Below are 18,309 nucleotides of genomic sequence, written 5' to 3'. Positions count from 1 at the left end.
GCTCAGTCACGAGGGCCGTGCACAGCGCGTTGCACAAGTGACTCGGCGACCTCGCGCAGCTTGCGGTTGGAGTCCTGCGACACCCGGGCCAGGATGGCGAACGCCTCGTCGGCCGAGCAGCGCCGCTGGCCCATGATGATGCCCTTGGCCTGCTCGATCACGGCCCGGCTCTGCATGGCCTCCTGCATCTGCTGAGCCAGCGTCGCGGTGCTCTCGTAGAGGTGGACGTTCGCCAGCGCGATGGCGGCGTATCCGGCCAGCGTCTGCGCCAGCTCGACGTGCTGGTCGAGCACGCCGGTCGCCGCCCCGTAGATGTTGAGCGCGCCGACCATCGCCTCCTGGATGGGCAGGCCGATCGACAGCGAACTGGCCGCGCCCGCCTCGTGCGCCCGCGCCGCCCACTCCGGCCAGCGGCTCTCCGCCGGCATGTCCGACACCAGCATGGCCGTGCCCGTGGTGGCGGCGTCCAGGCACGGGCCGCGGCCGTGCGCGTACTGCCACTCGTCGAGGGTCAGCGCCAGCTCGCCGGTGTACGCGGCGGTGTACGCCCGGGTGCCCTGGACCAGGGTCACCGACACCTCGGCGGTGCCGGGGAGGGTGTCCTTTGCGACCTGCGCGATGGTCGACAGCACCACGTCCAGGTCGACCTCGTCGTACTTGATCCGAGCGAGTCTGATCAAGGCGGCGGCGAGGTCGGGGTGGGCGTGCGGCATGAGCTGTGACGTCCTCGGGGAAGCGGCGCCGTCGACCCGGAGGGGGCGGACGGCTGGTGGCGGGGTCGGCCCGTGGTGACGGACCAGCGTCCCGATCCGGACGGATCGGGACCGGCGCGCCGCTTCTTGACGCTCATCGGTGACGCCCCGGCCGGGACGTCACCTACCGGCACAACTCTACGACCCGGTGCCGGTGGGGGCGACAGGACGTGCCGACCGGCCGTGGGCGGCGGGCAGCGCGGGCCGATCGACGACCTCGAACGCGGCAAGCGTGCCGGTGATGTCGAGGACGCGTCGGACCACAGGCGAGAGCCGGCGCAGGACCAGGCGGCGACCGTGCTCGGCCAGCAGCCGCCGGGCGCCGACGAGCGCGTTCGTGCCGTGCGCGCCGAAGAAGCTGACCGCCGACAGATCCACCACCACCAGCGGGGCGCGTGCGGCGACGGCGGTCTCCACCAGTTCGCTCAGCAGGTGCGCGTTGCTGAGGTCCACCTCGCCGGCCACCGAAATCCGGGTCGCATCCTCCAGGGCCTCACAGCTCAGCCACATGATCGGCTCGTCCGGCCGGAACGACCTGGACGCCGTCGGAACATGGTGACAGCCGAAAACCGGCAGATCGGTCGACATGACACCTCCCACCGCGTGGTAAGCGGACGCTCCGGCGGAAACGCCGGGAGCAGGAGGGCACATGGCTTGACCCGGCCCCAAAGATACGCCGATGGGGTGAAGATCGCTGAGCGGACCGCTTGCGGAACCGCCCGCGCTGGGTACGTTTGCCGGAACGACATGTGCCGATGACCTCGACCCGGACAGGACGTGCGCATGGAAGCCCCGCGGATGGACGCCGGCGAAGCGCTCGCCGAACTGAGCCGGATCCGGCTCGACGAGGTCGCGCTCGACGACGTCCTGGCGCGCGTCGCCGGGCTGGCGAACAGGGCCGTCCCGGGCAGCGCGCACGTGTCCGTCTCCCTGACACAGGCCGGCGCGAACCGGGCCATCGCCCACACCAGCGACCTGGCCCGCAGGCTGGACGAGTGGCAGTACGAGCACGACGACGGCCCCTGCCTCGACGCCTCGGTCAGCGCGACGAGCGTGTCGCTGCCCGACCTGTCCGACGAGCCGCGCTGGCCGGGCTGGGCGGCCGAGGCCCGGACGGCGGGCGTGGGTAGTTCGTTGTCGATCGCGTTGCCGATCCAGGAGGCGGTGACCGGGGCGCTGAACCTCTACGGCAGCTCGGCCCACGCCTTCGACAAGTCGTCGATCGACCTGGCGGAGGAGTTCGCCGCGTACGCGGCCGTCGCGCTCGCCAACGCGCACCTCTACGACAGCACCTCGACCCTGGCCCAGCAGATGCGTGAGGCGATGCGCAGCCGAGCCGTGATCGAGCAGGCCAAGGGCATCATCATGGGCCAGCGGCGCTGCTCGGCCGACGAGGCGTTCACCCTGCTCGCCAAGCTTTCCCAGGACTCCAACCGCAAACTGCGCGACGTCGCCGAGGCGCTCGTCGCCCGCGCCGCCGAGCGCTGAGGTCCGCGCCCCTGTCCGGTGGGCGTGAAACCGCCGTGAAACCGCGCTGATCCCCGCCACCGTCACGGTTACGGCATGACGACGACAACCTCACCGATGGTCGAGGCGACCGGGCTGCGCAAGGCGTACCGGAAGCAGGTCGTGCTCGACGGCATCGACCTGCGCGTACCCGAGGCCACGGTCTTCGCCCTGCTCGGCCCGAACGGCGCCGGCAAGACCACCACAGTGCAGATCCTCTCCACGCTGATCCGACCGGACGGCGGAACCGTGCGCGTCGCCGGCCACGACCTGGCCGCCGAGCCGGACCGGATACGCGCCGCGATCGGCGTGACCGGCCAGTTCTCCGCCGTGGACCCGCTTCTCACCGGCGCGGAGAACCTGCGGCTGATGACCGACCTGCGGCATCTGGGCCGGGTCGAGGGACGGCGGGTGGTGGACGACCTGCTGGCCCGCTTCGACCTGACCGATGCGGCGGACAAGCCGGTGGCCGCGTACTCGGGCGGGATGAAACGGCGGCTCGACCTGGCGATGACGCTCGTCGGCCGCCCCCGGCTGATCTTCCTGGACGAGCCGACCACCGGCCTGGACCCGCGCAGCCGGCGGGCCATGTGGCAGATCGTCCGTGAGCTGGTGACCGGGGGAGTCACCATCTTCCTCACCACGCAGTACCTGGAGGAGGCCGACCAGCTCGCCGACCGGGTCGCGCTGCTCGACGGCGGTCACCTGGTCGCCGAGGGCAGCCCGGCCGAGCTGAAACGGCGCGTTCCCGGCGGCCACGTACGCCTGCACTTCACCGAGCCGGCGCAACTCGCGGCGGCGGCCGGGCTGTTCCCGGCGGCCACCCGGCACGACGACGACCTGACCCTGCGGGTGCCCGGCGACGGCGGCGTCAGCGCAGTGAAGGACCTGCTCGGCCGGCTCGACGCCGCCGGGGTCGCGGTCGAGTCGATGAGCCTGCACACCCCCGACCTGGACGACGTCTTCCTGGCCCTCACCGGCCACCGCACTGAGGAGAAGGTGAACCCATGAGCACGCTCGCCCACACCGTCGGCGACTCGGCGACGATGCTGCGCCGCAACCTCAAGCACGCGATCCGCTACCCGTCGCTGACGGCAGTGGTGATCGCCCTGCCGGTGATCTTCCTGCTGCTGTTCGTCTACGTCTTCGGCGGCACGCTCGGCGACGGCCTGGGCGGTGTCGCCGGTGGCCGGTCCGCGTACGTCGACTACGTGACCCCCGGCATCCTCCTGCTCGCCATGACCGGCGCCGCGCAGGGCACCGCGATCTCGGTGGCCATGGACATGACCGAGGGCATCGTGGCCCGGTTCCGCACCATGTCCATCGCCCGCGCGGCGGTGCTCACCGGGCACGTGGTGGGCGCGGTGACGCAGACGCTGCTCGGGCTCGTGGTGGTCGTCGGGGTGGCCCTGCTCGTCGGTTTCCGGCCGGATGCCGGGCCGGCGCAGTGGCTCGCCGCGGCCGGGCTGCTCACACTCACCGCGTTCGCCATCACCTGGCTGTCGGTCGCGCTGGGCATGGTGCCCAAGAGCGTGGAGAGCGCCAGCAACCTGCCCATGCCGCTGATGCTGCTGCCGTTCCTGGGCAGCGGTTTCGTGCCGACCGACTCGATGCCCGGGTGGCTCGCCTGGTTCGCCGAGCACCAGCCGTTCACCCCGATCATGGAGACGCTGCGCGGGCTCCTCCTGGCCGGTCCGGTCGACGGCGGCGACGCGCTCGCCGCGGTGGCCTGGTGCGCGGGGGTCAGCCTGCTCGGCTACCTGTGGGCGCGCCGCCTGTACGACCGTGATCCGTCCCGCTGAGTTCAGCCACGGCGGCGAGCCGCAGCTCGTCGTGATCCAGTGCGGCGTACGACGCGCGGGCCGCGTCGTACGCCGCAGGGTCGGCGTCCCGCGCCGCCTGCCGGGCCGCCGCCGAGGACATGGTGGGCTGGAAGTTGCGCTGGTAGCCGAAGCGCTCGGCGAGCGCTACCAGCCGGGCGCCCGCCGCGCCGGCGGCCCGGTCCCCGGTACGGCCGGCCCGGTCCAGTTCGACCAGGGCGAGGGCGAGCAGCAGCGACCCGTGGACGGGTAGTTGCACGAGGAAGCCGGGCGCGTCGGCGATCGGATCGGCGAGCAGCGTGGCTGCCTTTCGGCGCAGCGCGTCGGCGAGCCCGGGCACCAGGTGCAGCCGGCCGTGCCGGGCGTGTGCCGCCAGGGCGGCGGCCCGGATCTCCAGGTGCCACGGCGCGTCGCCGGGCGGCCCGGACCAGACGAGCGGGTCCGACGGCGTCCGCAGCCGGTCGAGCGCCTCCCGCCAGCCGGACAACCCGGCCTCGACGTCGCCCCGGCCGAGCGCGAACTCGGCCCGGATGCCGCGCTCGTACGCCCGCATCCCGTACTGGTCGTCCTCGACCGGAGGCGCGTCGTACCGGCCGTCGCAGGCGTCGGTTGTGGCCAGCCGCAACCAGCGTTCCGCCTCGTCGACCTCGCCGAGCCCGAGGTTCACCAGGACCAGGCTCCACCGGATCTGGAGCCGGTCCCACCACGGGCCGGAGTCGGCGAGCAGGTCCAGCGCGGTGGTGAGGTGGTCCCGGGCCTCCGCCGAGCGTTCGGTCTGCATGCACAACTCGCCGATCCGCGAGTGGACGAGCACCCGCAGCCACGGGATCGGCCGGTGGGCCAGCGCGTCCAGCATCCGCCGCGCCGCGTCCAGCGCGTCGTCCGGCCGCCCGGCCTGCTCCAGCAGATAACTGGCCAGGCCGTTCGCCATCGCGGCGACCAGCGGCTGCGGATGCGCGCGCAGCGCGGCGAGCGTGGGCGGGTCGGCCACGATCTCGGGGATCGCGCCCAGGACCGTCGCCATCGCGCCGACCAGGTCGTCCGGCGAGGGCGGCGGCAGCCTCCGCAGCACCACGAGCGAGCGGGTCGCCCGCCGCCCGGCGATCATCAGGGTGTGCGCCACGCCGAGCACGGCGACGGTACGGGCCGGCGCCACGAACTCCGGCGCCGGCCGGTAGTGGGACAACAGGAAGTCGGTGTCGGCCACCAGCGCGAGCATCCGGGTGTAGCTGGTGTCGAGCGTCCACAACGCGGCGAGCGCGGCGGCGACGCCGACCACTGTGGGCGCGTCCGACCGGGCCGAGGCCAGTCGCAGCGCGGCGACGAGATTGTCCTGTTCGGACCGGACCGCCGCCAGGGCGGTGAACGGCTCGGGGCCGAGCAGCGTCTCGTGCTGCCCGAGGCCGAACTCGCAGGCCCAGGCGAGGAACGCCGCCACGACACGGTCCGTCTCGCCGGCCTCGGACCGGCGGGCCGCGCCGAACTCCCGCACCGTCTCCAGCATCCGGAACCGGATCGCCTCCGGGGTCTCCTCCACGCGCAGCAGCGACTGGTCGACCAGATGTTCGAGCACCGGCAGCGCGTCGTCGCCCAGCACCCGGTCGGCCGCCGCCGTGGTGAAGCCGTCGGGGAACACCGACAGCGCCCGCAGCGCCGCCCGGCCTTCCGGCCGCAGCAGGTTCCAGCTCCAGTCGACCACCGCGTGCAGCGTGTGGTGGCGCGGTGGGGCGTCCCGTGGGCCGTCGCGCAGCAGGCCGAACCGGTCGTCGAGCCGCCGGGCCAGCTCCGGCACGCTCATCGCCCGGACCCGTGCGGCGGCCAGCTCGATCGCCAGCGGCATCCCGTCCAGGTGCCGGCACACCTCGGCCACCTGGTCGGCCGGGAGCACCACGCCCGGCCGGGCGGCGCGGGCGCGCTGCGTGAACAGCTCCACAGCGGTGTCCGGCGGCAGCTCGGGCAATGCGTGCACCGCCTCCGAGGTCAACCCCAGCGGGGTGCGGCTGGTGGTCAGCACCCGCAGCTCCCGTGTCGTCGCCACCAGCGCCGCCACCAGCTCGGCGACGCCCCGGACCACCTGTTCGCAGTTGTCCAGCACCAGCAGCACCGGCCCGGCGCCGAGCGCCGCCACGATCGCGGCGGCCGGATCGGCGGGCACCGGCAGCGCGCCGACCGGGCCGGCCACCGGCTCGCCGACCCCCAGCGCCGCCGCGACCGCGTCCGGCACGTCGGCGTCGTCACCGACCGCGCCGAGCGCGACAAGGCGTATGCTCCGCTGCGGCGCGCGCCGGGCCACCGCGTACGCGAGCCGGGTCTTGCCCAGCCCGCCGGGACCGACGATCGAGACCACCCGGGAGCCGGTCAGCAGGGACTCCACGGCGCCCAGGTCGTCGTCGCGGCCGAGCAGCGGGTTCGGCTCGTACGGGATGCCGGGCCGGGCCACCCGGCCCTCCCCGTCGAGCAGTTCCCGGTGCAGCTCGCGCAGCGCCGGCCCGGGGTCGGCGCCCAGCTCGTCGCGGAGCGAGCGGCGGTAGTCGTCGTACCGGGTCAGCGCCGCCGACCGGCTGGTCACCGCCGCTTCGCAGCGGAGCAGCTCGGCCAGCAGCTCCTCGTCGTGGCGGCTCCCGGCGGCCAGCGCGGCGAGCCCGGGCAGCGCCTCCGCCGGCCGGCCGAGCCGGGACAACGCGATCGCCCGGGCCCGGGACAGCGCGCGGTACGTGGCCGCCCGGTCCGCGCGCAACGCGGTGAGCGGATCGCCCTGGCCCGGCTCGTCGCCCGGCGGACCGGCCCAGTACGCCAGCCCCGCCTCGGCCTCGGCCAGCGCGTCCGCGTGCTCACCGGCCCGGGCCCGCCGCGCCGCCGCCTCCGCGTGCCGCAGCACCGCCGCCGCGTCCACCTGTGCGTCGGTGAGCGCCAGCCGGTAGCCGGTGGCGGTCCGCACGATCAGGTCGGCGCCCAGCTCGGCGCGGGCCCGGGACACCAGGATCTGCAACGCCTTCACCGGGTGCCGGGGCGGTTCGTCCGGCCAGAGCGCCTCGACCAGCGCGCCGGCGCCGCAGCCCGCCCCGAGCCGCCCGGCGAGCAGCGCCAGCAGCCCGCGCAGCCGGGCCCCACCGACCGGCACACCCCGGCAGACCACGTCCGACAGCAGGGTCAGTTCGGTGGCCACCGGGCCAGCGTAGGCGGCGGACCGGCCCGTCACGGCCCCCGCGCGGACGAGCCGGCGTCCGAAGAGCGACGGTGCGTCGCGTGACCCCGGTCATCGGCCACGGAGGCGGCGTGAAAAGCGCGTCAAGAAACCGTGGCCGCGCGTGATGGTCGCGTCAAAGCCCCTGTCCGTCCGGCGGATACGGCGTTGTGATTGCCCGGCGCGGCCGGGAGGCGGTCGCGAGGACATCTTCCGCTAGGAGAGATCAGCCGTGTCTGACGTGCTGTTCGTGTTGCTGACGGTGGGGCTGTTCGCGGCGCTCGCCCTCGTGGTGAGGGGTGTGGAGAAGCTGTGAGCGCCGTCAACGCCGTCGGCTTGGTGCTGGCGATCGGTCTGGGCGTGTTCCTGGTCGTCGCCCTGCTGTTCCCGGAGCGCTTCTGATGAGCATGACCACAGCCGGCGTGCTCTTCGTCCTGTCGCTGGTGGCGGCGCTGGTCGCCGTGCACCGGCCGTTCGGCGACCACATGTACCGCGTGGTCGCCGGCACCCGGTCGTCCCGGGTCGAGCGGGGGATCTACCGCCTGGTCGGGGTCGACCCGGCCGCCGAGCAGACCTGGGGCGTGTACGCCCGCTCGGTGCTGGCCTTCTCGGCCGTCTCCCTGCTGTTCCTGTACGCGTTCCAGCGCCTGCAGAACCACCTGTGGCTCTCGCTGGGATTCGACCCGGTGGTGCCGCACGGCGCCTGGAACACCGCCGTGTCGTTCGTGACCAACACGAACTGGCAGTGGTACTCGGGTGAGTCGACGATGGGCCATCTGGTGCAGATGGCCGGCCTGGCGGTGCAGAACTTCGTCTCGGCCGCCGTCGGCATCGCCGTGGCGGTGGCGCTCGTCCGGGGCTTCGCCCGCAGCCGTACCGGCGAGTTGGGCAACTTCTGGGTCGACCTGACCCGGGTCACCCTGCGGATCCTGCTGCCGATCGCGGTGCTCGGCGCGCTCGCGCTGATGCTCGGCGGGGTGGTGCAGAACCTGTCCGGCGGCACCGACGTGACCACGCTGACCGGCGGCGCCCAGACCGTCACCGGCGGGCCGGTGGCGAGCCAGGAGGTCATCAAGGAGCTGGGCACCAACGGCGGCGGCTTCTACAACGCCAACAGCGCCCACCCGTTCGAGAACCCGACCGCGTGGACGAACTGGCTGGAGATCTTCCTGATCCTGGTGATCCCGTTCAGTCTGCCCCGGGTCTTCGGCCGGATGGTGGGGCAGAAGCGGCAGGGCTACGCGATCGTCGCCGTCATGGCGATCCTGGCGCTCGCCGGCATCGCCCTCACCAACGTCTTCGAGCTGACCGGCGACGGCACGGTGCCGCAGGCGGTCGGCGCGGCGCTGGAAGGCAAGGAGGTGCGCTTCGACGTGTCGAACTCCGCCACGTTCGCGGCGGCCACCACGCTCACCTCGACCGGCGCGGTGAACTCGTTCCACGACTCGTACACCGCGCTGGGCGGGATGATGACGCTCGGCAACATGATGCTCGGCGAGGTCGCACCCGGCGGCGTCGGCGCCGGCCTGTACGGGCTGCTGATCCTCGCGGTGATCACGGTGTTCGTGGCCGGCCTGATGGTCGGGCGCACCCCGGAGTACCTGGGCAAGAAGATCGGCTCGCGCGAGATCAAGCTCGCCTCGATGTACTTCCTGGTCACCCCGGCGCTGGTGCTCACCGGCACCGCCGCCGCGTTCGCCACCGGCAACGCCTCGACAGCGCTCAACGCCGGGCCGCACGGACTGTCCGAAGTGCTCTACGCGTTCACCTCGGCCAGCAACAACAACGGCTCCGCGTTCGCCGGCCTCACCGTGAACACGCCGTGGTGGAACACCGCGCTCGGGCTCTGCATGCTGCTCGGCCGGTTCCTGCCGGTCATCTTCGTGCTCGCGCTGGCCGGCTCGCTGGCCCGCCAGCAACCCACACCCGCCTCCGAGGGCACCCTGCCGACCCACCGGCCGCTGTTCGTCGGCATGGTCGTCGGCGTCACAGTGGTCCTCGTCGCGCTCACCTTCCTTCCCGCACTCGCGCTCGGCCCGCTGGCCGAAGGGCTGTGACCACCATGAGAGACAAGGACATGACCGCACCTCTCCAGACCGCCGACGCGCCGGTCCCCGGCACGCCGGGCCGCCGCGACGACCGGGTCGGCGGCGGACTGCTCGACCCGAAGCAGTTGCTCGCCTCGCTGCCGGACGCGCTGCGCAAGCTCGACCCGCGCACGCTGTGGCGCAACCCGGTGATGCTGATCGTGGAGATCGGCGCGCTGTTCACCACAGTGCTCGCGGTGGCCGACCCGTCGGTCTTCGCGATCGCGATCACCGTCTGGCTCTGGCTCACCGTGATCTTCGCGAACCTGGCCGAGGCGGTCGCCGAGGGGCGCGGCAAGGCGCAGGCCGACACGCTGCGCCGGGCCAAGCAGGACAGCGTCGCCACCCGCCTGGTCGGCTGGACGCCCGGTGCCGCCGCGAACGGGTACCGGGACGAGGCGGTGCCCGCGCCGCAACTGCGGCAGGGCGACGTCGTCCTGGTCGAGGCGGGGCAGGTCATCCCGGGCGACGGCGACGTGGTCGAGGGCATCGCCAGCGTCGACGAGTCGGCGATCACCGGCGAGTCCGCCCCGGTGATCCGGGAGTCCGGCGGCGATCGCAGCGCGGTCACCGGCGGGACCCGGGTCCTCTCCGACCGGATCGTCGTCCGGATCACGCAGAAGCCCGGCGAGAGCTTCATCGACCGGATGATCGCGTTGGTCGAGGGCGCCAACCGGCAGAAGACGCCGAACGAGATCGCGCTGAACATCCTGCTGGCCGCGCTGACGATCATCTTCCTGCTCGCCGTCGTCACGCTCCAGCCCATGGCGATCTTCGCGAAGGGCTACCAGGCCGCCGCGTCCGACACCGCGGCGATCACCGACTCCGGCGTCACCGGCGTCGTCCTGGTGTCGCTGCTGGTCTGCCTCATCCCGACCACCATCGGTGCGCTGCTGTCCGCGATCGGCATCGCCGGCATGGACCGGCTCGTGCAGCGCAACGTGCTGGCGATGAGCGGCCGGGCGGTCGAGGCGGCGGGCGACGTCAACACGCTGCTGCTGGACAAGACCGGCACGATCACGCTCGGCAACCGGCAGGCCGCCGAGTTCCTGCCGGTGACCGGCGTGGACGCCGCCACGCTCGCCGACGCGGCGCAACTGTCCAGCCTCGCCGACGAGACACCAGAGGGCCGGTCGGTGGTGGTGCTCGCCAAGAACGAGTACGGGCTGCGCGAGCGCGAGCCCGGCCTCATCCCGCACGCCACGTTCGTGCCGTTCACCGCGCAGGCCCGGATGAGCGGCGTCGACCTGGACGCCGGCGGCGACGTCCGGCGCGTCCGCAAGGGTGCCGCCGCCGCAGTGACGAAGTGGGTACGCGACAACGGCGGCCGCCCGACCGAGCAGGTCGGTGAACTGGTCGACGCGATCAGCGGCACCGGCGGCACGCCGCTCGTGGTGGCCGAGCACGTGGCCGGGGAGCCGGCCCGGGCGCTCGGCGTCATCCACCTCAAGGACGTGGTGAAGGCCGGGATGCGGGAGCGCTTCGACGAGATGCGCCGGATGGGCATCCGGACCGTGATGATCACCGGTGACAATCCGCGTACCGCGAAGGCGATCGCCGACGAGGCGGGCGTGGACGACTTCCTCGCCGAGGCCACGCCGGAGGACAAGCTCGCGCTGATCCGCAAGGAGCAGGAGGGCGGCCGGCTCGTCGCCATGACCGGCGACGGCACCAACGACGCGCCCGCGCTTGCCCAGGCGGACGTCGGCGTCGCCATGAACACCGGCACGTCGGCCGCGAAGGAGGCCGGCAACATGGTCGACCTCGACTCGGACCCGACCAAGCTGATCGAGATCGTGGAGATCGGCAAGCAGTTGCTGATCACCCGGGGCGCGCTGACGACGTTCAGCATCGCCAACGACATCGCGAAGTACTTCGCGATCATCCCGGCCATGTTCGCCGGCATCTACCCCTCGCTGGACCGGCTGAACGTCATGCGCCTGGCCGGTCCCGAGTCGGCGATCCTCTCCGCCGTCGTCTTCAACGCGATAGTCATCGTGGCGCTGATCCCGCTGGCCCTGCGCGGCGTGCGCTACCGCCCGGCCAGCGCCTCGATGCTGCTGCGCCGCAACCTGTGGCTCTACGGCCTCGGCGGCATCGTGGTGCCGTTCGCCGGCATCAAGCTCATCGACCTGCTCGTCCAGTTCGTCCCGGGGATCTCGTGATGCGCCTTCCCAGTTGGCTCTCCCAGCACCTGGCCGCCCTGCGCGCGGTGCTCGTCTTCACCGTGCTGCTCGGCCTGGTCTACCCGCTCGCCCTGGTCGCCGTGGGCCGGTTGCCCGGCCTCGACGGCAGGGCGGACGGCTCACTGCTCACCGTCGGCGACCGGACCGTCGGCAGCTCGCTGATCGGCCAGTCGTTCACCGACGCGGACGGCAACCCGATCCCGCGCTACTTCCAGTCCCGCCCGTCGGCCGCCGGGGACGGCTACGACCCGACCGCCACCGCGGCGGGCAACCTCGGCCCGGAGAGCGTGGTGGACACGCTCACCGGCGACGAGGAGACCTCGGCGCAGAGCCTGCTCACCCAGGTCTGCGCGCGCAGCAAGGCGGTCGGCGAACTGGACGGCGTGGACGGGCGGCGCCCGTACTGCACGCCGGACGGGGTGGGCGCGGTGCTGGCCGTGTTCCGCGTCGACGGTCTCACCGGCCGGATCACCCGCGTGGTGAGCGTCAACCAGGCCGCGCCCGCGACGCCGTTCGTCACCACCTGGCAGGGCGTACCGGTGGAGGCGGCCCGGCCCGGTCACGACTACGTGGCCGAGGGCGGCATCGTCACCCCGGTACGCGGGGACGCCCCGGCGCGCCCCGCCGTACCGGCCGACGCGGTCACCGCCAGTGGCAGCGGCCTCGACCCGCACATCTCCCCGGCGTACGCCCGGATCCAGGTGGCCCGGGTGGCGCGGGAGCGCGGCGCGGACCCGGCGGCGGTGCGGCGGCTGGTCGCGGAGCACACCACCGGGCGGGCGCTGGGCCTCATGGGCGAGCCCGGCGTGAACGTGCTGGAACTCAACCTCGCGCTCGACGAGGCGTTCCCGGCGCGCTGACGCGACAGCGACCGCGGCGGCACCGGGAACAGCCGGGGCCGCCGCGGGCCGGTCAGGGAGGATGGACGCTGTGGGCAGGGGTGAACTGCGGATCTATCTCGGGGCCGCCCCGGGCGTCGGCAAGACGTACGCCATGCTCGAGGAGGCCCAGCGCCGGGCCGAGCGCGGCACCGACGTGGTGATCGGCCTGGTCGAGACGCACGGCCGCCGGCACACCGCCGAGATGATCGGCGACCTGGAGGTGGTGCCGCGCCGGTCGATGACCTACCGGGGCGTCGAGTTCACCGAGATGGACCTGGACGCGGTGCTGGCCCGGCGGCCCGAGGTGGCCGTGGTGGACGAGCTGGCCCACACCAACGTGCCCGGCTCCCGCCACGACAAGCGCTGGCAGGACGTGCAGGAGCTGCTCGACGCCGGGATCAGCGTGCTCTCCACCGTCAACGTGCAGCACCTGGAGTCGCTCACCGACGTGGTCGCGCAGATCACCGGCACCACCCAGCGGGAGACCGTGCCGGACCAGGTGGTCCGCGCCGCCGGGCAGGTCGAGCTGGTGGACATGACGCCGGAGGCGCTGCGCCGCCGGATGGCGCACGGCAACATCTACCGACCCGACAAGATCGACGCCGCGCTCGGCAACTACTTCCGGGTCGGCAACCTCACCGCGCTGCGCGAACTGGCACTGCTCTGGCTGGCCGGCAAAGTCGACGAACAGCTCGACGCGTACCGGGCCCAGCAGGGCATCTCCGACACCTGGGAGGCGCGGGAACGGGTGGTCGTCGCGCTCACCGGCGGCCCGGAGGGCGAGACCCTGATCCGCCGCGCCGCCCGGATCGCCGCCCGCAGCAAGGGCGCCGACCTGCTCGCCGTGCACGTGGCCCGCAGCGACGGGCTGGCCGGCGCCGACCCGGCCCAACTCGCCCGGCAGCGGGTGCTGGTGGAGAGCCTCGGCGGCACATACCACCAGGTGCTCGGCACCGACATCCCGGCGTCGCTGCTCGACTTCGCCCGGGGCGTCAACGCCACCCAGCTCGTGCTCGGCGCGAGCCGCCGGGGCCGGTTCGCGCAGGTGTTCGCCCGGGGCGTCGGGGTGACCACCACCGCGCTGTCCGGTCCGATCGACGTGCACCTGGTCACCCACCCGCAGGCCGGGCGCGGACGCCGGGGCACGGCGGTGCCCGCCGCGCTGTCCCGGCGCCGGCGGCTGATCGGGTACGCGCTCGCGGTGCTCGGCATGCCGCTGCTCACGCTCGTGCTGCGGACGCTGCCCGACCTCACCCTCACCAACGACATCCTGCTGTTCCTCGCCGGTGTGGTGGGCGTGGCGCTGGTCGGCGGACTCTGGCCCGCGCTGGTCGCGGCGCTCGGCGGCTCGCTGCTGCTCAACTGGTTCTTCACTCCGCCGTACCGGACGCTGACCATCGCCGAGGCGGACAACCTGCTCGCCCTGGGCGTGTTCGTGGGCGTCGCCATCGCGGTGAGCTGGGTGGTCGACGTGGCGGCCCGGCGTACCCGGGAGGCGGCGCGGGCATCCGCCGACGCGCAGACCCTGGCCACGGTCGCGGGCAGTGTGCTGCGCGGCGAGCGGCCGCTGCCCGCGCTGCTGGACCGGCTGCGGGAGACGTTCGGGCTGCGCGCGGTGAGCGTGCTGGAGCTGACCGACGAGGCCGGGGGACGCCCGGCCCGCGCCCGGGAGGCGGACGCCTGGCGGGTGGTGGCGAGCGTCGGCGAGCGGCCGCCGGGCAGCCCGAGCGCGGGCGAGACGGTGGTGCCGGTCGACGACCGGCTCAGCGTGGTGCTCGCCGGCCGGCGGCTGGAGGCGGCCGACCGGCGGGTGGTCGAGGCGTTCGCCGCGCAGGCCGCCGTGGCGCTGCGCCAGGAACGGCTGGCCGAGGAGGCCGCCACCGCCCGCCCGCTCGCCGCCGCCGACCGGATGCGGACCGCGCTGCTCGCGGCGGTCAGCCACGACCTGCGTACGCCGCTGGCCTCGGCCAAGGCGGCGGTGAGCAGCCTGCGCAGTCACGACGTCGAGTTCGACGCGGACGACCGGGAGGAACTGCTGGCCACCGCCGACGAGTCGCTGGACCGGCTGGGCCGGCTGGTTGCGAACCTGCTGGACATGAGCCGGTTGCAGGCCGGCGCGCTGGGCGTGAGCGCCACCGCGATCGGCTTGGAGGACGCCGTACCCCTGGCGCTCGACGAGCTGGGCCCGGCGGCGGCCGAGGTGACCACCGACATCCCGGCCGACCTGCCGGCGGCGCTGGCCGACCCGGGCCTGCTGGAGCGGGTGCTGGTCAACATCGTGGCGAACGCGCTGCGGCACAGCCCACGAGGCCGGCCGCCGACGATCACCGGCAGCGCGCACGCCGGGCAGGTCGAGCTGCGGGTGATCGACACCGGGCCGGGCATCCCGGAAGACCAGTGGGAGCACGTCTTCCTGCCGTTCCAGCGCCTCGGCGACCGGGACAACCAGACCGGGGTGGGCCTGGGACTCGCGCTGTCCCGCGGGCTCGCCGAGGCGATGGGTGGCAGCATCACCCCGGAGACCACGCCCGGTGGCGGTCTCACCATGGTGCTGCGGCTGCCGGCCGCCACCCAGCCGGAGGGGCCGCGGGAATGACCCGGATCCTGGTCGTCGACGACGAGCCGCAGATCCTGCGCGCGCTGCGGATCAACCTGCGGGCCCGGGGCTACGACGTCGAGGTGGCCGACAGCGGCGCCGCCGCGCTCAAGGCCGCCGCCGGTCACCCGCCGGACCTGGTGGTGCTCGACCTCGGCCTGCCCGACCTGGACGGCACCGAGGTCATCCGGGGCCTGCGCGGCTGGACCGCCGTGCCGATCATCGTGCTCTCCGGCCGGGCCGGCAGCGAGGACAAGGTGGCCGCGCTCGACGCGGGCGCCGACGACTACGTGACCAAGCCGTTCGGGGTCGACGAACTGCTCGCCCGCATCCGGGCGGTGACCCGGCGGCTCGCCCCGGCCTCGCCCGCCGTGCCCGCGCTGCGGATCGGCCGCAACACCGTCGACCTGGCCGACCGGACCGTCACCCGGGACGACGGCGTCGAGGTCAAGCTCACCCCCACCCAGTGGGCCATGCTGGAGAAGCTGCTGCGCAACCCGGGCAAGCTGGTCAGCCAGCGCCAGTTGCTGCACGACGTGTGGGGACCGGAGTACCACCACGAGACGAACTACCTGCGGCAGTACATGGCCCAGTTGCGGCGCAAGCTGGAGGACGACCCGGCCCGGCCCCGCCACCTGATCACCGAGCCGGGGATGGGCTACCGCTACCGCCCCTGACGTTTGCGCGAGCCTCGGCGGGGGACTCGGCGAGCCGGCCGAGCAGCGGGGGAGGGGCATGGCGGACAACCGGTCCTCGGAGGGGTTCGGCCGGCGCCTGGACGAGCACGCCATCGACGCCGGCGCGGCCGAGCCGGAGCGCCCCGACGGGCTGGTCGACAGCGGCGTCTACGTCGGCGGCGTACGCCTGGCTTCGCCGGTCAGCCTCGCCGACACGTACCGCTGCCTGCAACAGCTCGACGACGCGATGGCCTGGATCGGGCTGCGCCGGCCGGGCCGTGAGCAGATCGCCTCGCTCGCCGCCGAGTTCCAGCTTCCCGACCTGGCCGTCGAGGACGCGATCAACGCCCACCAGCGCCCCAAGCTGGAACGGTACGGCGACACCCTGTTCGTGGTGCTGCGCGCCGCCCGCTACCTGGACGAGCGGGACGCGGTCGAGTTCGCCGAGCTGCACCTGTTCCTCGGCCCCGGTTTCGTGATCACCGTCCGGCACGGCGGCACGCCCGACCTGGCCGGGGTACGGCGGCGGCTGGAGGCGGAACCCGAGGTGCTCGCACTCGGCCCGGAAGCCGTGCTCTACGCCGTGCTCGACCGGGTGGTGGACGGTTACGCGCCGGTGGTCGCCGGGCTGGAGAACGACATCGACGAGATCGAGACCGGTGTGTTCGGCGGCGACCCGAACGCCAGCCGCCGCATCTACGAGCTGAGCCGCGAGGTGATCCAGTTCCAGCGAGCCGCCCGGCCGCTGCTGAAGGTGGTCGACGCGCTCGCTCACGGCTTCGACAGGTACGGCACGGACGAGGAACTGCGCCGCCGGCTGCGCGACGTGGCCGACCACCTGACCCAGGTGGTGGAGCGGGTGGACGGGTTCCGGCACCTGCTCCAGAACATCCTCACCGTCAACGCCACACTGGTCTCGCAGGCGCAGAACGAGGAGATGCGCAGCCTGACCGCGGCGAGCTTCGAGCAGAACGAGGAGATCAAACGGGTCTCCGCGTGGGCGGCGATCCTGTTCGCGCCCACCCTGATCGGCACCGTCTACGGGATGAACTTCACCCACATGCCGGAGCTGGACTGGCGGTTCGGCTACCTGTTCGCGGTGGCCCTGATGCTGGCCGTCTGCGCCGCGCTCTACCTGCTGTTCAAGCGCCGCGGCTGGCTGTGAGCCCGGCCGGGCGCGCCTCGGCCGGAACAGTTCACCGTCGGTGATCCACTAGAGTGTCCGGGTGGCTACCCCCTGTCGTCCGCACGTCGGCCGGTTCTCGTGTGCCGGAGGGGAACGCTGATCGGGGACACGGTTCCGGCACCGCGCGGCGGGCGCCGGACCGCCACCGGAAAACGCGGGCTGGCCGGCCACTGTGCACGGCTCGTCGCGTCCCGGCCGTTCGAGGTGGCCATCGTGGTGCTCATCATGGCCAACGGGGTCGTGCTGGGCATCGAGACGTACCGGGACCTCGGCGCCGCCGGGCCGGTACTGCGGTGGACGGAATGGATGTTCCGGGCGGTCTTCGTCGTGGAGATCACCATCCGGGTGCTCGCGTACGGCCGCCGCCCGCAGGACTTCTTCCGGCACGGCTGGAACGTCTTCGACCTGCTGGTCACCGCGGCCATATTCATCCCGGGCCTGCACGGCGACTCCGCGGTGCTGCGATTCATCCGGGTCGCCCGGGTGCTGCGCCTGGTCCGCTTCTCGCCCGGCCTGCGGACCATCGTCGCGGCGCTGTGGCGCAGCCTGCCCGGCGTCGCGGGTTTCCTCGCGCTCGCCGCCGTCACGCTCTACGTGTACGGAATGGCGGGCTGGCTGATCTTCGGCGACCGCTACCCCGAGCAGTACGGCGACATCGGCCGCTCGCTCGTCACGCTGTTCGTGCTGCTGTCCCTGGAGACGCTGCCGGACCTGCTGGAACAGGGTCTGGAGGTGTCGCCGTGGACGCTGCTCTACTACGTCAGCTTCGTGATGATCGCGGTCAACCTCCTGCTGAACATCCTCATCGCCGTCATCGTCAACTCGATGGAGGAGGCGCGCCGGCTGGAGATGACCGAGGGGCTGGCCTCGGACTACGACTCCGACGGGGACGGGATACCGGACGAGGTGGACCGGATCGCGATCAGCCAGCGCCTGGACGACCTGCGGATGGTGATCGCCGAGCTGGAGCGGGAACTGCGCATCGACCGGGAGGAGGCACCGGGTGCACCCCGCCGCCGTCAGCCCTCGGAGCACTGATCAGGGACGGTCATGACAGTTCCGTGACGAAAGCCGCTCCCGGGTTTGGCCGGGTGGTTGATCGGGGCAACCAGCGAGGCGTCAACACATCCGAGGGAAGGGACGCCTCTCGTGGAGATCACGGGCTTCTTCACCGCGCTCATCATCGGCCTCGTCATCGGTGCGCTCGGGCGCCTGGTGGTGCCGGGCAAGCAGAACATCCCGATCTGGCTGACCCTGCTCATCGGTGTGGTCGCCGCGTTCGTCGGCACCCTGGTGGCCGGCGCGTTCGGCGTCGACGACACCGCCGGCATCGACTGGATCGAGCTGGCGCTCCAGGTGGCCTTCGCCGCCATCGGCGTCGCCGTCTTCGCCGGCCTGTACGGTCGTCGCCGCGTCTGACGCATGCGCCGGGGC

At 73.1% G+C, this 18,309-nt stretch carries 15 protein-coding genes; 12 read left to right on the top strand and 3 right to left on the bottom strand.

The genetic code is table 11. The annotated features are described in order from the left end of the window. Window positions 1–2: 2 nt before the first annotated feature. Together F8279_RS06115 and F8279_RS06110 are read right to left on the bottom strand one after the other, a co-directional pair. Window positions 3–713 (bottom strand): GAF and ANTAR domain-containing protein, encoded by a 711-nt coding sequence (locus F8279_RS06115; protein ID WP_151499361.1) that lies wholly within the window; start codon window positions 711–713, stop codon window positions 3–5. 177 nt (window positions 714–890) lie between these two features. Then, the gene (locus F8279_RS06110) at window positions 891–1,262 is read right to left on the bottom strand and encodes an STAS domain-containing protein (protein WP_225853155.1); all 372 of its coding nucleotides are present in this window, start codon (window positions 1,260–1,262) and stop codon (window positions 891–893) included. A 273-nt stretch (window positions 1,263–1,535) separates the two neighbouring features. Here F8279_RS06110 and F8279_RS06105 point away from each other — a divergent pair, with 273 nt between their 5' ends. The 3 genes from F8279_RS06105 (at window position 1,536) to F8279_RS06095 (ending at window position 4,060) form a co-directional block, all read left to right on the top strand. Next, complete coding sequence (locus F8279_RS06105; protein WP_151499360.1) at window positions 1,536–2,240, top strand: GAF and ANTAR domain-containing protein; 705 nt, start codon at window positions 1,536–1,538, stop codon at window positions 2,238–2,240. 75 nt (window positions 2,241–2,315) lie between these two features. After that, window positions 2,316–3,269: an ATP-binding cassette domain-containing protein gene (locus F8279_RS06100; protein WP_091414860.1), complete on the top strand. Its 954-nt coding sequence runs from the start codon at window positions 2,316–2,318 to the stop codon at window positions 3,267–3,269. Continuing rightward, window positions 3,266–4,060, top strand: a complete 795-nt coding sequence (locus F8279_RS06095) for an ABC transporter permease (RefSeq protein WP_091414862.1) — start codon at window positions 3,266–3,268, stop codon at window positions 4,058–4,060. Before F8279_RS06100 ends, F8279_RS06095 begins: the two co-directional genes overlap by 4 nt. Here F8279_RS06095 and F8279_RS30870 read toward each other — a convergent pair. Beyond that, complete coding sequence (locus tag F8279_RS30870; protein ID WP_091416166.1) at window positions 4,002–7,244, bottom strand: BTAD domain-containing putative transcriptional regulator; 3,243 nt, start codon at window positions 7,242–7,244, stop codon at window positions 4,002–4,004. The genes F8279_RS06095 and F8279_RS30870 overlap by 59 nt on opposite strands. Window positions 7,245–7,574: 330 nt before the next feature. Here F8279_RS30870 and kdpF point away from each other — a divergent pair, with 330 nt between their 5' ends. From kdpF to F8279_RS06045, 9 genes are all read left to right on the top strand, one after another. Beyond that, window positions 7,575–7,664, top strand: coding sequence for a K(+)-transporting ATPase subunit F (kdpF, locus tag F8279_RS06085; RefSeq protein WP_036343797.1), 90 nt, complete (start codon window positions 7,575–7,577; stop codon window positions 7,662–7,664). Next, window positions 7,664–9,319, top strand: coding sequence for a potassium-transporting ATPase subunit KdpA (gene kdpA / locus F8279_RS06080; RefSeq protein ID WP_091414864.1), 1,656 nt, complete (start codon window positions 7,664–7,666; stop codon window positions 9,317–9,319). Before kdpF ends, kdpA begins: the two co-directional genes overlap by 1 nt. Before the next feature lie 20 nt (window positions 9,320–9,339). Beyond that, window positions 9,340–11,514, top strand: coding sequence for a potassium-transporting ATPase subunit KdpB (gene kdpB, locus F8279_RS06075; RefSeq protein WP_091414866.1), 2,175 nt, complete (start codon window positions 9,340–9,342; stop codon window positions 11,512–11,514). Continuing rightward, the gene (locus F8279_RS06070) at window positions 11,514–12,395 is read left to right on the top strand and encodes a potassium-transporting ATPase subunit C (RefSeq protein ID WP_151499359.1); all 882 of its coding nucleotides are present in this window, start codon (window positions 11,514–11,516) and stop codon (window positions 12,393–12,395) included. The genes kdpB and F8279_RS06070 overlap by 1 nt, the downstream gene beginning before the upstream one ends. A 70-nt stretch (window positions 12,396–12,465) precedes the next feature. Beyond that, on the top strand, window positions 12,466–15,012 hold the full coding sequence (locus F8279_RS06065) for a DUF4118 domain-containing protein (protein WP_091414870.1): 2,547 nt from the start codon (window positions 12,466–12,468) through the stop codon (window positions 15,010–15,012). Next, a complete protein-coding gene (locus F8279_RS06060) occupies window positions 15,009–15,689 on the top strand; it encodes a response regulator (RefSeq protein ID WP_091414872.1) in 681 nt (226 codons plus the stop codon). The genes F8279_RS06065 and F8279_RS06060 overlap by 4 nt, the downstream gene beginning before the upstream one ends. 58 nt (window positions 15,690–15,747) lie before the next feature. Continuing rightward, window positions 15,748–16,854 (top strand): magnesium and cobalt transport protein CorA, encoded by a 1,107-nt coding sequence (locus F8279_RS06055; protein ID WP_091414874.1) that lies wholly within the window; start codon window positions 15,748–15,750, stop codon window positions 16,852–16,854. Window positions 16,855–16,953: 99 nt separating this feature from the next. Then, window positions 16,954–17,913 (top strand): ion transporter, encoded by a 960-nt coding sequence (locus F8279_RS06050; protein ID WP_091414876.1) that lies wholly within the window; start codon window positions 16,954–16,956, stop codon window positions 17,911–17,913. A gap of 111 nt (window positions 17,914–18,024) precedes the next feature. Next, window positions 18,025–18,294, top strand: coding sequence for a GlsB/YeaQ/YmgE family stress response membrane protein (locus F8279_RS06045; protein ID WP_091414878.1), 270 nt, complete (start codon window positions 18,025–18,027; stop codon window positions 18,292–18,294). Window positions 18,295–18,309 lie beyond the last annotated feature (15 nt).

The sequence above is a fragment of the Micromonospora sp. AMSO1212t genome (genome assembly GCF_008868145.1).
Lineage (GTDB): Bacteria > Actinomycetota > Actinomycetes > Mycobacteriales > Micromonosporaceae > Micromonospora > Micromonospora tulbaghiae.
Note: the sequence above shows the minus strand (reverse complement) of the source record. Positions and strands in the feature narration are given on the sequence as shown.

What these genes read in the sequence shown, in the direction of transcription:
- F8279_RS06055 (WP_091414874.1), top strand. Translation starts at nt 15,748, where the DNA reads ATGGCGGACAACCGGTCCTCGGAGGGGTTCGGCCGGCGCCTGGACGAG.
- F8279_RS06105 (WP_151499360.1), top strand. Translation starts at nt 1,536, where the DNA reads ATGGAAGCCCCGCGGATGGACGCCGGCGAAGCGCTCGCCGAACTGAGC.
- kdpB (WP_091414866.1), top strand. Translation starts at nt 9,340, where the DNA reads ATGACCGCACCTCTCCAGACCGCCGACGCGCCGGTCCCCGGCACGCCG.
- kdpA (WP_091414864.1), top strand. Translation starts at nt 7,664, where the DNA reads ATGAGCATGACCACAGCCGGCGTGCTCTTCGTCCTGTCGCTGGTGGCG.
- F8279_RS06070 (WP_151499359.1), top strand. Translation starts at nt 11,514, where the DNA reads ATGCGCCTTCCCAGTTGGCTCTCCCAGCACCTGGCCGCCCTGCGCGCG.
- F8279_RS06100 (WP_091414860.1), top strand. Translation starts at nt 2,316, where the DNA reads ATGACGACGACAACCTCACCGATGGTCGAGGCGACCGGGCTGCGCAAG.
- F8279_RS06095 (WP_091414862.1), top strand. Translation starts at nt 3,266, where the DNA reads ATGAGCACGCTCGCCCACACCGTCGGCGACTCGGCGACGATGCTGCGC.
- F8279_RS06115 (WP_151499361.1), bottom strand. Translation starts at nt 713, where the DNA reads ATGCCGCACGCCCACCCCGACCTCGCCGCCGCCTTGATCAGACTCGCT.
- F8279_RS06110 (WP_225853155.1), bottom strand. Translation starts at nt 1,262, where the DNA reads ATGTGGCTGAGCTGTGAGGCCCTGGAGGATGCGACCCGGATTTCGGTG.
- F8279_RS06060 (WP_091414872.1), top strand. Translation starts at nt 15,009, where the DNA reads ATGACCCGGATCCTGGTCGTCGACGACGAGCCGCAGATCCTGCGCGCG.